Annotated in this window: 11 protein-coding genes; 6 read left to right on the top strand and 5 right to left on the bottom strand. The window is 44.3% G+C overall.

The window, feature by feature from the left end:
• Positions 1-4: 4 nt before the first annotated feature.
• From DYD21_RS12275 to DYD21_RS12255, 5 genes are all read left to right on the top strand, one after another.
• Positions 5-2,515, top strand: coding sequence for a heme lyase CcmF/NrfE family subunit (locus DYD21_RS12275; protein ID WP_116037179.1), 2,511 nt, complete (start codon positions 5-7; stop codon positions 2,513-2,515).
• A 53-nt stretch (positions 2,516-2,568) separates the two neighbouring features.
• The gene (locus tag DYD21_RS12270; protein ID WP_147303578.1) at positions 2,569-3,237 is read left to right on the top strand and encodes a hypothetical protein; all 669 of its coding nucleotides are present in this window, start codon (positions 2,569-2,571) and stop codon (positions 3,235-3,237) included.
• 1 nt (position 3,238) lies between these two features.
• Entirely contained in the window at positions 3,239-3,988 is a 750-nt protein-coding gene (gene truA, locus DYD21_RS12265) for a tRNA pseudouridine(38-40) synthase TruA (protein ID WP_116037173.1), read from the top strand.
• A gap of 6 nt (positions 3,989-3,994) precedes the next feature.
• Positions 3,995-4,702: an alpha/beta hydrolase gene (locus DYD21_RS12260; RefSeq protein WP_116037170.1), complete on the top strand. Its 708-nt coding sequence runs from the start codon at positions 3,995-3,997 to the stop codon at positions 4,700-4,702.
• Positions 4,703-4,775: 73 nt separating this feature from the next.
• On the top strand, positions 4,776-5,510 hold the full coding sequence (locus tag DYD21_RS12255) for a response regulator transcription factor (RefSeq protein ID WP_233505539.1): 735 nt from the start codon (positions 4,776-4,778) through the stop codon (positions 5,508-5,510).
• A gap of 1,034 nt (positions 5,511-6,544) precedes the next feature.
• On the opposite strand, the gene DYD21_RS12250 is transcribed toward DYD21_RS12255, so the two are convergent.
• The 5 genes from DYD21_RS12250 to DYD21_RS12230 all read right to left on the bottom strand — a co-directional run bounded on the left by DYD21_RS12250 (position 6,545) and on the right by DYD21_RS12230 (position 11,188).
• Positions 6,545-7,519 (bottom strand): M23 family metallopeptidase, encoded by a 975-nt coding sequence (locus DYD21_RS12250; protein ID WP_116037168.1) that lies wholly within the window; start codon positions 7,517-7,519, stop codon positions 6,545-6,547.
• Positions 7,520-7,615: 96 nt separating this feature from the next.
• On the bottom strand, positions 7,616-8,644 hold the full coding sequence (hprK, locus tag DYD21_RS12245; protein WP_116037165.1) for an HPr(Ser) kinase/phosphatase: 1,029 nt from the start codon (positions 8,642-8,644) through the stop codon (positions 7,616-7,618).
• An 8-nt stretch (positions 8,645-8,652) separates the two neighbouring features.
• Entirely contained in the window at positions 8,653-8,952 is a 300-nt protein-coding gene (hpf, locus tag DYD21_RS12240; protein WP_116037162.1) for a ribosome hibernation-promoting factor, HPF/YfiA family, read from the bottom strand.
• 18 nt (positions 8,953-8,970) lie between these two features.
• The gene (locus DYD21_RS12235) at positions 8,971-9,888 is read right to left on the bottom strand and encodes a tyrosine recombinase (RefSeq protein ID WP_116037160.1); all 918 of its coding nucleotides are present in this window, start codon (positions 9,886-9,888) and stop codon (positions 8,971-8,973) included.
• Positions 9,889-10,000: 112 nt separating this feature from the next.
• Complete coding sequence (locus DYD21_RS12230; protein WP_158551614.1) at positions 10,001-11,188, bottom strand: glycosyltransferase family 2 protein; 1,188 nt, start codon at positions 11,186-11,188, stop codon at positions 10,001-10,003.
• A gap of 86 nt (positions 11,189-11,274) precedes the next feature.
• Between DYD21_RS12230 and DYD21_RS12225 the strand changes: the two genes are divergently transcribed.
• Positions 11,275-12,342, top strand: a complete 1,068-nt coding sequence (locus DYD21_RS12225; protein ID WP_116037155.1) for a hypothetical protein — start codon at positions 11,275-11,277, stop codon at positions 12,340-12,342.
• The last annotated feature ends 1,158 nt before the right edge of the window (positions 12,343-13,500 follow it).

Genomic DNA, 13,500 nt, shown 5'->3' with positions numbered 1-13,500 from the left:
ATTTATGACAGGTACAATCGGGCACATTTTTCTTGCGGCGTCGTTTATTGCTTCAATTGCCGCAATGATCGCCTATTCCTACGCGGCATACAGCAACAACAAAAAAATTGAGCGTGTTTCAAACTGGCTTTGGGGAACTAAGGGAGTCACCCTGCTGATCTCCTCAGGTATTCTTATCTACCTGATTATGACCCATCAGTTTCAATACTATTATGTATGGAACTATACCAGCCTCGATTTGGAGACTCAATATCTCTTTTCTGCTTTTTATGGCGGACAGGAGGGGAGTTTTATGCTCTGGATTATATGCTCCTTTGTCGTTGGAATCGGGCTGATAAAGTGGACACGAACCCCATATAAAGCTCCGGTGATGGCGGTGATGGCTCTCACACAGGTTTTTCTCCTCTCCATGGTGGTTGGATGGAACTTTTTTGGAATCAACATCGGTGCATCTCCCTTCAGAACGATCGCAATGGAAATGCCCAACGCACCATTTATCCAGGCTAATCCGGATTTTGTTCCAGCTGACGGTTCCGGTCTGAATGATCTGCTGAAAAGTCCCTGGATGATGATTCACCCGCCGATTATTTTTGTCGGCTTTGCTATGATGACGGTTCCTTTTGCGTTTGCAATCGCATCACTCTGGACAAAAACCTATCACGAATGGATTAAACCTGCGTTACCGTGGACTCTCGCAGCAAACCTTTCACTGCTTACTGCAATTTTTCTTGGCGGATACTGGGCATATGAAACTCTCTCGTTTGGCGGATACTGGGCCTGGGATCCCGTAGAAAATGCATCCCTGGTGCCGTGGCTGATCGGAACTGCGGGAATTCACGCCATGATTATCCAGAGGAAAAGCTCAAGGGCGCACAAAGCCTCAATATTTTTATCCATTCTGGCCTACATTGCGATTGTATATCAAACCTTTTTAACGCGTTCAGGCGTACTGGGTGAACAATCTGTGCACAGTTTTGTGGATCTTGGGTTGTACGGTCAACTTTTGCTATTCATCTTAGTGATGACATTCCTCGGAATCGGTTTTTATCTCTACCGGTACAGAGAGCTGCCAAGCCCTGAAAAAGAGTCTACGGTTTTGAGCCGCGAGTTCATGACGTTTACCGGGTCAATGCTGCTATTGATTATGGGGCTTGTAATTATATTTGGAACCAGTTCACCAATCATCGGGCGATTTTTCGTTGATAATCCCACACCTCCGGAAATTTCGTTCTACAATAACTGGAGCATGCCTATTGCCATTATCATGGCGTTCTTCACTGTGATTGGCCAGCATCTTTTCTGGAAAAGATATACATGGGAATCCCTTGCCGGAATTTTAGTCGTCCCGCTGCTTCTTACGTCCATCGCCTCAATACTTTCGATAATTCTGGGTGATGTAAGAAACATCTATTATATGGTATTTATTTTTGCGGCCTGGTTTGCCGTGTTTGGTAACGGTGCAATACTGTTTGATCTGTTAAAACGAAAGCCGAAACTGATCGGGGGCTCATTAAACCATATCGGTTTTGGTGTGCTGCTGCTCGGGATAATCGCATCATCTGTATATACCGAACCGCTGCTCGATCAGCGCGCTGCAGACTACAATGCAAGAATAGCCCAGGGTGATGTGTATGATGAAGAAGGATTCCCGGTCACTCAGCCGGTGGAGATGTTTGAGCTGGAGATTGATCGTCCAAAACTGATAAACGAACGCTGGATGGTTACCTATGAAGGGTATGAAGTATCCGATTCTCCCCGCCCCGGGCAGCAATCATACCGGGTCAGGTTCGAGCCTGTAGACGGTGGAAGTCCTTTTTATATGGACCCGGTGGTTTACCCGATGCTTACAACCTCGTCCAGGGATAACATCGAGTGGTCGGTAGATCCGCATGTACGAAGCGGCTTGCTTAGCGATATTTACTTTTATGTAGCCGGCAGCCGGTATGTAGCAAATGAAAATGAGCGGGTTGAACGCCAGAATCAATTGCTGCCTGTCTCAGGAAATGAGGAGCCGCAAGACGATACACAGAAAGTAGAACTTACGCGAGGGGAAACCGTCGAAGCGGGTGATTTTTCTTTATCTTTTGTTGATTTCAGGCCGGCATCAGAAGAGCATCTGCCCGATAATACACAGGTTGGAATTCGTGCGCTCATACGTGTAGAAAACATTTCGAGCGGGCGCGCCTACGAAGTTGAACCGCTTTTTGCTGTATATACAGAAGAGGGCAGGAGTTTTACCTATTCACCCGGTCTGGCGATTGATGCGTGGGAGATGGAAGTACAGTTTTCACGGTTGATTCCCGAGGATGAATCGATCGAACTGACGATCAACGGAACCCTTGAAGATTTCGAAGAAGACTGGATTCTCGTAGTCGCAGAAATCAAACCGTTTGTATCGGTCGTATGGCTCGGGACATTTCTGCTGATGGGCGGGTTTACCATTTCGATTTTCCGACACTGGTCTCGGGAGAAGAAAACACAGGAGAACTATTCGGATGATGAATCTGAAGAATAATATTCGTACAATTCATCTGATAAACTATAATTAATATATACCTTGGCTAAATTTTGAAGACGATTCAACAATCCCGCAGATCCTTTTCTACAGCGATTATTTTGCTTGCGGGACTGTTGGTTTGGATACCCATCCAGGCGGAGGCGCAGCCTGATCCGCGCGGTTCTTTTCTTCGATCTCTTGCTGTTCCGGGCTGGGGGCATTATTACAACGACAGTGACAACTGGCTGAGAGGCCAGGTACATCTCGGAGCAGAATTGGTTCTGATCGGAAGTTATTTTGGATTTACAGCCCGCGCAGGAAATCTTGAGGATCAGTATTTAACATTTGCCAATCACAAGGCAGGTGTTGCCATTCATGATCGCTCCCGTGCATTCCGACTGGCACTGGGACAACACGATAATCTCGCCGAATACAACGATTTTCAGCTGCGGAGCCGGAATTGGGACCAACTCTTTGCAGATTCACCCGAAAACCGGTGGGAGTGGAAGACTCCCGAAGATCGTCAGCGATACCAGGAACTGCGTGAAAAGAGCGACAATGCCAGAAACCAGCTTCCCGCTATTGCAGCACTCATGGTGGTTAACCGTGCCGTAAGTGCAGTCAGCGCCTACCGAAGGGCCCGGAACATGGCGAGTAGTCCCGAACTTGTGTTCACACCGGTGCATCCAATTGGCAGCGGAGATACCGGGATCGTTGCAAATCTTTCTTTTCGCTTTTAAGATGCAACGCTGGAAGCTAACCTTTGAATACGACGGAACTAAATTTAGCGGCTGGCAAAAACAGCCCAGGGGTCGAACCGTTGAGCAGGTTATCGAGGAGGCACTTTCAACTCTTTTTCAGTTTGATGTGGATATTGCCGGCCAGGGCCGAACAGATGCCGGAGTACATGCCATGGCTCAGACCGCCCACGCCGATCTTCCCGATGAAACTGAGAGAAACCGCTTCATCCATGCCATGCGCGGACTTCTTCCTCCTGATGTAGCCATGACGGATGCCGTTCTGGCTGATCCCGGTTTCCATGCCCGATTTCATGCACTGTCCAGATCATATCTTTATCGGATCATGGAGAGAAAATCACCGCTGCGAAGGCATTATTCATGGAATTGCGGATACGAAATCGAAAGGAATGTTCTCAAAAAACTTGCTGGTAAAGTATTGGGGGCACATGATTTCAGGAATTTCTGTATCCCTCCTGAAGTTGAGAATATGACAACTATTTGTACGGTATCGCAGAGCTATTGGTTTGAAAATGACGGAATGCTTTGCTACCGCGTACAAGCGAACCGGTTTTTAAGGCATATGGTCCGACGGCTGACAGGTGCAATGGTGCGAGAAGCAACCGGCAAAGCGGAGACAGGGAAATTTGAAGATTTATTAAGGGGTGAAGAAGTCAGACAAAAAGCCTACTCTGCACCGTCACATGGATTATGCCTTGAATACGTTGAATATCCAGAAAAAATAAAGTTGTAGTTATATATGAAAGAATCTGAGGCTGAATTATTGCAATCAGGAAAAGCAGGGTTTAAAATACAGGTACCCTACCAGCTTCTCGAGACCGGTAAAAAAGAAGCTGAAAAACCACTGATTGTATATCTGCATGGATTTGGAAAGAATATTAAATCATTTAAAACAGAATGTATACCGATGTTGGGCCTCTCTGCCTATCATCTGTTTATTCAGGGGCCTTATCCACTGTACGACCGAAAAGGACAAAAAAAAGTTGAAGATTGGGGCAGAGCATGGTATATGTATGATGGGGAACAGGAACAATTTCGGGTTTCGCTTGATCATGCCTCCAGGTTTATAAGGCAAATTATCCAGCGAACGACGGGTGCTATTTCCAGTAACAGAACTTGTATTATCGGATTTTCTATGGGTGGCTATTTGGCAGGTTATCATGCAATACATAATCCTGAGCAGGTAAATGAGTTGATTATGTATGGTGCAAGGTTTAAATCTGAACTTCTAATTGGAGATTACCGGAAAATTTCTCACCAAAACATTTTAGCTTTGCACGGAATTGACGATAACATGGTAGAACCCGCTCCTCAAAGAAAAGAAATGGAAGTATTGAGGAGTAACGGGGTAGATGCCACTTTCGTTGAAATTGAGGAAACTCACACATTTTCGAATACCGGCATCGAAAGAATAATCGATTGGCTGAGCCATAGGGGCTACAATTAGAAGCCAATATAATTTTAGTCATTTTTTTTTTACATTAGCAAAGTTTAATAAGTCCATCATCTGATATACTCTTATGACTGCATCAACAGACGATAAAAAAGCAATGAGTATCCTTGTCGTAGAAGACGATCCAACGGTTCGTACTCTGGTCAAGGCAATTCTCGAGCACAAAGGAAATACTGTATCCATTGCTGAAACAGCAGAAGAAGGTGAAAGACTCGCGTTTTCAGATGAGTTTGACATGATCGTGCTGGATCTTCGGCTTCCTGATGGCAACGGGTACGATGTCTGCGCTAAAATACGTGAGCAGGGCATTGTTACACCGGTACTTGTACTCTCCGCTGAACACGAAACGGATGTGAAGATCAAGGTGCTGAATGTGGGCGCAGATGATTATCTCACAAAGCCGTTCAACAGCGAAGAGTTGATGGCAAGGATTGATGCGATCGCCCGCAGAAGCTCCAAAGAGCTTGAAAAGGAGCTTTCATGCGGAGACGTGAAGGTTGACCTTATCAACCGGGAGATGAGGATCCAGGGAACAAATGTGCCGCTGACCAACAACGAGTTCAATCTTCTGGTTTACTTTATGAAGAATCGCGATAAAGTTATTTCCCAGGAAGAACTCGCGCAAAACGTGTGGGATATCCATTTTGATACACAGACCAACTACATTAATGTGTACATCAGCTATCTGCGCAAGAAAATCCGCGAACATTCTGAATATGAATATATAGAAACGATTCGAAAGCGCGGTTTTATGTTCAATTCTCATTCCAGCACCAAGAATAAAAAAGAACAGACCGCCTGATAGCGCGCTGAATTCCAGAGAGCTATCGATACGATTCCTTGCCAGAAAATATTTTAAAAAGTCCGTCCGGATTACTTTCCGAACGGACTTTTTTATTTGAACCCTGATTCAACAAGTCCCATCAAACAGTGTTGAATCATGAATCTATTTTCTGGAATGACGCGGAGTCAAAGGTATATACTCAGTTGCCAGCCATCGGATGAGTGAATATTAAAATTGATCCGGTTCCTTAACCCCTCGATTTTCGATTGTCATCCGATGACCTGTATAATAGTGCAGCCGTGATACGGCAATGGGTTAATCATACATTCTGTGGCAATCTCTTCTTTATCATGATAAGCCCGTTAGTTACGAACAATGTTCATCAGCCTGCGAGTCTGGATCACTTACAATTAGGCCGAACATCTCAGTAAGTCTCGTGACGGTGTCTCTCAGAAATGGTGAAGTTAAATGTGGCAGTGGAAACGTTCGTCGTCCTGCAGGCCTGATACGATTTAAAAAATGGCAAAAACAGTCCAACAAAGGCCTTAGTTAAGTTAATTCGTCAACAATTACTGTCATGCCACGCCCCGGCGTGGCATCTCCTGCCTTTGCTAAGGACAGTAGATCGCGTATCTTCCAACAGGATCCCATCGGGGAAGTGCGAGATGAAACGTTTCGATGGACTGTTTTGTGATATCCGTCAAATGTAAGAACCGAGAACAGATTACAGGTGTTTAGCAATTCTTTTCCGCTGCATTTAAACCTTGGGTAAACGAAATTAAGGTATAAATTTCTTGACAGTAATCGCTGCACCCGAATCTGCGGAATCCTGTGTAATCCTTATCAACTCAGAATAATGTATACACATTACTGTAGTTCGACGGGTAACATGAATCTCAAAAATATTGCGGAATAGCCGGGTTAGTTTTCGTGCCTGGAGAGGCGATAACAGAGTGCTGTACAATCAAAAATAAAAAAGGTGAAATCAGCACTATGGCCGGTTTCACCTTTTTTTATTTTAAGATTATTGTCTCAGTACAACGAAAAGATTATTAATCCATCGAGGTTGGATTTGTACGTGCAATTTCCTGGTACATCAGGTACTCTTCCGGTGTTACGTCCGCGAAGAGGTAGTTAAGCGGATCCACAGGCTGACCATTCACATGAACTTCGTAGTGAAGGTGAGGGCCATTTGTGAGGCCTGTATTGCCGGAATATGCAACAATATCTCCCCTTTTTACCTCAGATCCCACACGTATACCATCGGCAAAACCTGAGAGGTGAGCATATTTAGTTTCAATTCCAAATCCGTGATCGATAACCAGGAGGTTCCCAAAGTTGCCGCGTCGTGAAGCATATTTTACAACTCCATCGCCTGTGGCAAAAAGATCTGTTCCTATCTCGGCGCGAAAATCAACGCCTGCGTGCATTCTTTTATATTTGAAAACGGGGTGGATCCGCATGCCAAATCCACTAAGCAGAATTCCATCAAGCGGACGAATAGCGGGTACGTGGCGGAGCCGTTCCTGGTTATTATTGTAAAATTCACGGATTTCATCAAAAGACATCTGCTGAACATTTATACGGCGCTCAAGATTGTCGAGTCGCGACGCGGTCCACTTTAAAATTTCAGAGGTGTCTTCACTGTAGAGATCAAATTCCGAATAGATGTCTGCACCACCGGTACCGGGATGACGTTTTTCATCCGGTATCGGATCCATACCGAGTACGGATCGGTACATTTCGTTATCCATTTCGGCAATTCCCTGAACTTTATCTTCAAGGGTGAGAATGGAAGTTTTAGTGGTTTCAAGCTGACTCACAAGAATACGGTTTTCAGCCAGAAGGGCAAGTTCAGCCGGAGTTCCAATATTTTTTGAAAGTGCGGCAAGTCCCACACAGGCAAAAACGACACTGCTGATAAGCCAGATAGAAAAAGTATGAAGGTAGCGCTCTTTCTTACCGTATGTCACCGGTACGAAACGGCACTGGTCTTCATCATAGACATAGTGATCTTGGGTAGACATAAGTTTATGTTTTTAAAAAATCGTAAGCCAACTTTAAAAGTGAGATTAGTATCTCCCTGTATACAGGAGTAATTCGAACGTCATTTGTTACTAAATTTATTCGAAATCACCTTCAAAGTATTCAACGGCCCTGTTAGGCATCTCGGGGCCATCTTTTTTCCTGGCAATATGTGAATGAACTTTATTTTGAAATTCTTCAGCTGCATCATAGCCGTAATGCTTAAGCAGATAGTTCATAGCTATTACTTCTGCAATTACAGTGATGTTCTTACCAGGTGTTATCGGCAATTTGATGAGAGGTATTAAGGTGTCTAATATTTCATCCTGATCATTATCCAGGCCGGTACGCTCAACATTTTGAGAATCTTCCCAAAGATTGAGCTCAAGAATAACTTCAAGACGCTTTTGGTAGCGTATGGAACGAATTCCGAACATCGACATGACATTGATGATGCCCAGTCCCCGAATCTCCATAAAATGTTTATTCATTTCGGTTGCGGAAGCGATCAGTATGTTGCTCTTTTTTGTAAGCATGACCACGTCATCGGATACAAGACGATGGCCGCGTTCCACCAGATCAAGCGCCACTTCGCTTTTTCCGATACCTGATTTACCACTGATGAGAATCCCGATGCCGTACACATCAACCATTGTTCCGTGAATCATGGTTTGAACGGCAAAGTAGTCCTCCAGGAAATCACGCAGAAGAAACATGAATTTTGAGGTTTTAACCGGCGTATATGCGATTGGAATGTCCCTGTCGCGCGCGATCTGTAGAAGGGAATCGGGCAGTTTATTGCCGGCAGTACAAATAAAGATAGGAACGTCAAATGAGGTAACTTTTTTAAAAGAATCGACCTGTTCACTTTCCGAAAGGTTTTCGAGATACCTGGATTCAGTATTCCCGATAATCTGAACTTTTTGATAGGTAAACAGGTCGATATACCCGGCCAGGGCCAATCCGGGACGGTGCAGATCTACATCTCGAATAAAGATCTGGTCTGCTCTGTTTTCACCGCTTTGCAGTTTTAGCTCAACCCTTAATTTCTTTCGAAATTTATCGATGAGTGATGCTACAGCGATTTTTTCTTTGCCCGGAATGGGTTTCTGGTTCTGAAATGACATAGAGGAGCTTAGTTTCGCTCGAAATGTTTGGTTTTATATTTTCGGATACGACGTATCGCCGTTTCCACAGCACTGTTCATCGCCTGCTCATAGGAGGGAGCTTCTTCTGAAATATTCAGCAGCGTTTTAGGAACCTTTACATTCAGCTCGGCGCGGTAAGGATTATCATCATCCTGGCCTGGCTGTAATACAATATCGCAAACGATGATTTTGTCAAAGAACTGCTCCAGTTTTTCAACGGCGTCAAGGCTAAACTGTTGAAGATCTCTGCTCGCATCAAAATGGCGTGCTGTGAATGTCGTTTTCATAGACTTTTACGGTTTAAGTTAATGTTCTGCCCTTGGATGGGCTTGTTTATAAATATTCTTTAAATGCTCTACGCTGGTATGTGTATAAATCTGAGTAGCAGATAAATTTGTGTGGCCCAGAAGTTCTTTAATAACACGTATATCAGCACCGGCATCGAGCAGGTGTGTTGCAAAACTGTGCCTTAGAACATGAGGGCTTTTTTGAGATACTTCACTTACTCTTTCAATAAACGATTTTACCACCCTCTGAACAAATCGGGCGTAAATTCGCTGGCCGCCCGGGGCCAGATAAACTGCTATTTTTGCATCGCCGTCTGTGCGGCTACCATATAATACCGTGCGGTGTTCAAGATGTTTCTTTAAACTGTGTAAAGCATGCGTTCCAAGAGGTACAATTCGCTGTTTATTTCCTTTACCAAGAACTTTGATTTGACTTCTATGCAGATCAACATCTGCCAGATTCAGCTGTGTAAGTTCACTGAGGCGGATTCCGGTTCCAAAAAGCAACTCAAGAATCGATCGGTTCTGAATTTCAGATGAAGAATCGCCCGAGGCAAGCTCCATCATGGATTCAATATCCACCGGTTTGATGGTCTGTGGCAGCCGTTTTTCCTGTTTGGGAATGATCAATAAATGTGCAGGATTTTTTTCAATATGACCGCGTTTAAAACAATATTTAAAAAATGAACGGACTGAGGCTACTTTTCGCGCGATAGTGCTTCTGGCTAATCCGTTACCGGAAAGCTCGCCCAGCCACAGTCGTATATCAAGTCGGGTGACAGAGCCCGGGTCAGGTTCTTCGCCATTGTTTTCATCCTGGTTCTCCAGAAAATCGGAGAATTGTTCCAGATCAGTTTGATAGGATATAATAGTATGATGCGATGAATTACGCTCAACTTCAAGATAGCGAAGAAATTTTTCAATGATCTTTCTCATACATCAAATATGTTACAATTCAATGAAAAATACCATCTGTTTACAAATCTAAAATGAATATTTATCAGAATACAGCAGATTATTTTTTTTATAACAAATGGAGACCGGATGTTCAAACATCACGCCCTTTCCACTTTACCTTTCGGCCTGTGAAATGATCCATCAGCGAAACAATTCCCAGTCTCTGGAACCACAACACGGCTAACGGGTGCAAAAATCCATAGAGCGGGTTCCAGTTAAACCAGACCGATAGTATAAACCGGTGCAGCAGAATGATTGAAACGGAGGCAACGCTCATAAACAGCAGTGCCGGAAATGCAATAACAAGTGAATAAGGCAGGAGAAAAAATGGCAGTACAAACACAATTAGGTGGATGAGCCCCATTATGATAAATAGTGGCACAGAGCGGCCAAATCCGGGAAAGAAATTTTTACGTAACCCGTTAAATATCTCGTTTTCCGACCGGTACATTCTGCAGCGTATAGATCCTACACCTTCGAACATCCGCAGCTTTAGCCCATTTCTTTTGGCTCGTTTGGCAAGTTCAACGTCTTCAACAATTTGTTTTTTTACCGATTCATGACCTCCTGTTTTTTCATAGCCTGCAGAAGTGAAAGCGATACACTGACCACAAGCTGCGGCAAAGAGAGGGTCGGTTTTCTTTTGCAAAAAAGATGGAATCCATCGGGGAGAGCGGTATACGTAAATTGAGGGGAGAAGAGTGAGAAGTGCGTAATAAATTAGCGGCACAATAGTTTTTTCCCAGAATGTGAGAGTAATCTGTTCGGGCCAAACGGTCAACATATCAAGTTTATGCCTGGAAAATGCCGATGCAACGGAGGTGAGCATTCCGGGTTTTAATTGGGTATCGGCATCCAGGAACAGATATATGTCTCCGCTTGCCTCTTTTCCCAGCTGGTGGCAGGCCCACGGTTTTCCAAGCCAATTTTTTGGTTTTTCAGCAGCCTCTACTGATCGTATTCTGCCGGGATATTCTGCCGAAACCTTTTCAATTTTTTGAGCAGTAGCATCTGTGGAATGATCATCCAGTACCAGCAGTTCAATATTCGGATATTCCTGCTCACAGACGGATGTAAGCAATGAGACGATATTTCGCTCCTCATTTCTGGCTGGAATACAGACCGATAGTTTTGGCCAGAAATCTGAGTGGATCGAATCAGACTGTTCAAACCGCAGCGATGTGAATTCCAGACGGTTCCGAAGTAAGATAAAGGAAGTAACCAGCAAGTAGGCAAGTGAAAAAGCACTTAACCAGAAAAGGGTGGAAGGATCGGTCAAAATTGTGAGTATCAGGTGTGAAACAGTTCGTTATGTTGTAATTTGTTTGACGCAACGAATATGAAAAACGTACCATTCGTGACCATATGCAAATTTTATCAGACACAGATCTCGATGTCCGCAGTAAAAAAATCAATCCCGGAAGTTATGAATGGTGGTATTTTGATGCAGTATCCAGCGACGAAGTGTACTCTATTGTAGTGATATTTTATGATGGAAACCCGTTTTCCCGCCGTTATTTAGATGCCCTCCAGAATGACAAGTATCCTCTTGCAGAACAATATCCCGCGATCAGCCTGTCGGTTTACCGGGATGGGAAGCCTGTATTTTACTCTTTTGAAGAAGTGAAACCAGGTGAGGCTGATTTTTCAGCCAGAAAGCCTGAGGGACATGTGAAAAAGAATACGTTTCAGCGGGAGATAGCAGGTCAAAAATTGTGCTATAGACTTTCGCTGGATCAAACCGTTCCGAATGGTGATCAACTGAAAGGAGAACTGGTGTTTGAATCGATTCTAAACCCGATTCAGATTCAAAAAAGTCAAAATACAAGGGACCAGGGCCACCGGTGGAATCTGGTGCAGCCACAGGCAAAAGTTCAGGGGACGTTACAGATTCGCGGATTTAAAGAAGAAACAATCAGCTTTTCCGGACTCGGATATCACGATCATAACACAGGAAACGAACCGCTGCGGGATAGCTTCGAAGATTGGTACTGGGGCCGGCTTCATTTTGGCGACCGAACTCTGATTTATTACCTGATGAATGAAAATGACGAATACCACTCAAATGGGTGGATTATTGGGCCGGGCGGGGAGATTCTGTTTCTCGATGATGGTATTGAAACGGACGATTTTTCTGTGAACCTGTTTGGATTGAAATCTGCACGGAAAATCGAAAAAAAGCATGGAGATATTCGATTTCTAATCCAGAAAAACAGCATTATTGATGATGGTCCATTTTACCAGCGTTTTTTCAGCCGGCTGATGCTGCAGATGGATGATTCGATTTACCAGGGTTCGGGTATCAGTGAGTACATTTCACCGGCTCGTATTCATAATAAACTTTTCCGGCCGCTGGTAAACATGCGGATTCAGTATCCTGATCAAGAGCATTGGGTTCAAAAAAGTCCCCGTTTGTACCGATGGACCTGGTAAAACAGAAGCCCTAATGAAACAAAACATGAAACAAAACATGAAACAAAAACATGGTATTTCTCAGGGTTTTGAAATCGGGATTGGCGTTTGGTCCTGAAGGGGTTTATTTCTGGTGCAGCTTGACTTGGACAGAAATACCATGTTTGAGGATTGGGAGTGATGCTGGGATGAAACATGGTATTTCTCAGGATTTTGAAACAGTGATTGGCGTTTGGTCCTGAAGGGGTTTATTTCTGGCGCAGCTTGATGTGGACAGAAATACCATGTTTGAGGGTTGGGAGTGATGCTGGGATGAAACATGGTATTTCTCAGGGTTTTGAAATAGTGATTGGTTTTTGGTCCTGAAGGGGTTTGTTTCCGGCGCAGCTTGACGTGGACAGAAATACCATGTTTAGGGGTTGGGATTGATGTTGAGGTGAAACATGGTATTTCTCAGGGCTTTGAAATTGTGATTGGTGTCTGGTTCTGAAGGGGGTTTGTTTCTGGCGCAGCTTGAAGTGAATAGAAATACCATGTTTGAGGATTGGGACTGATGCTGGGATGAAACATGGTATTTCTCAGGATTTTGAAACAGTGATTGCGTATAGTCCTAGAGGGGTTTATTTCTGGCGCAGCCTGACGTGGACAGAAATACCATGTTTGGGGATTGGGAGTGATGCTGGGATGAAACATGGTATTTCTCAGGGCTCTGAAACATTGGTTGGTGTTTAGTTCTGAAGGGGGTTGTTTCTGGTGCGGCTTGAAGTGGACAGAAATACCATGTTTAGAGGTTGGGAGTGATGCCGGGGTAAAACATGGTATTTCTCAAGGCTTTGAAATTGTGATTGGTGTCTGGTTCTGAAGGGGGTTGTTTCTGGTGCAGCCTGACGTGCACAGAAATACCATGTTTGAGGGTTAGGATTGATGTTGGGGTAAAACATGGTATTTCTCAGGGCTTGGAAGCAGTGATTGGCGTTTGGTCCTGAAGGGGTTTATTTCTGGTGCAGCTTGATGTGGACAGAAATACCATGTTTGATTGTGGCTTTAATCAAAGGTGTCAATGGTAGTGTTCAGCGAAGTGTGTCATTGTTTGCTGACGGGGGCTAGCCCCCGTCAGCAATTCTTTCTATCGGCGGCATCCGATCTGGGAATATCAGGTACAGTTGCTGCAGGGTTAAC

The organism is Rhodohalobacter sp. SW132, assembly GCF_003390325.1.
Lineage (GTDB): Bacteria > Bacteroidota > Rhodothermia > Balneolales > Balneolaceae > SW132.
The sequence above is the reverse complement of the archived record's forward strand: the minus strand, read 5'-3'. Positions and strand labels throughout refer to the sequence as shown.

Bases quoted from the DNA above. Each gene is read 5' to 3' on its own strand.
- DYD21_RS12275 (WP_116037179.1), top strand. From the start codon at position 5: ATGACAGGTACAATCGGGCACATTTTTCTTGCGGCGTCGTTTATTGCT.
- truA (WP_116037173.1), top strand. From the start codon at position 3,239: ATGCAACGCTGGAAGCTAACCTTTGAATACGACGGAACTAAATTTAGC.
- DYD21_RS12260 (WP_116037170.1), top strand. From the start codon at position 3,995: ATGAAAGAATCTGAGGCTGAATTATTGCAATCAGGAAAAGCAGGGTTT.
- DYD21_RS12255 (WP_233505539.1), top strand. From the start codon at position 4,776: ATGACTGCATCAACAGACGATAAAAAAGCAATGAGTATCCTTGTCGTA.
- DYD21_RS12250 (WP_116037168.1), bottom strand. From the start codon at position 7,519: ATGTCTACCCAAGATCACTATGTCTATGATGAAGACCAGTGCCGTTTC.
- hprK (WP_116037165.1), bottom strand. From the start codon at position 8,644: ATGTCATTTCAGAACCAGAAACCCATTCCGGGCAAAGAAAAAATCGCT.
- hpf (WP_116037162.1), bottom strand. From the start codon at position 8,952: ATGAAAACGACATTCACAGCACGCCATTTTGATGCGAGCAGAGATCTT.
- DYD21_RS12235 (WP_116037160.1), bottom strand. From the start codon at position 9,888: ATGAGAAAGATCATTGAAAAATTTCTTCGCTATCTTGAAGTTGAGCGT.
- DYD21_RS12225 (WP_116037155.1), top strand. From the start codon at position 11,275: ATGCAAATTTTATCAGACACAGATCTCGATGTCCGCAGTAAAAAAATC.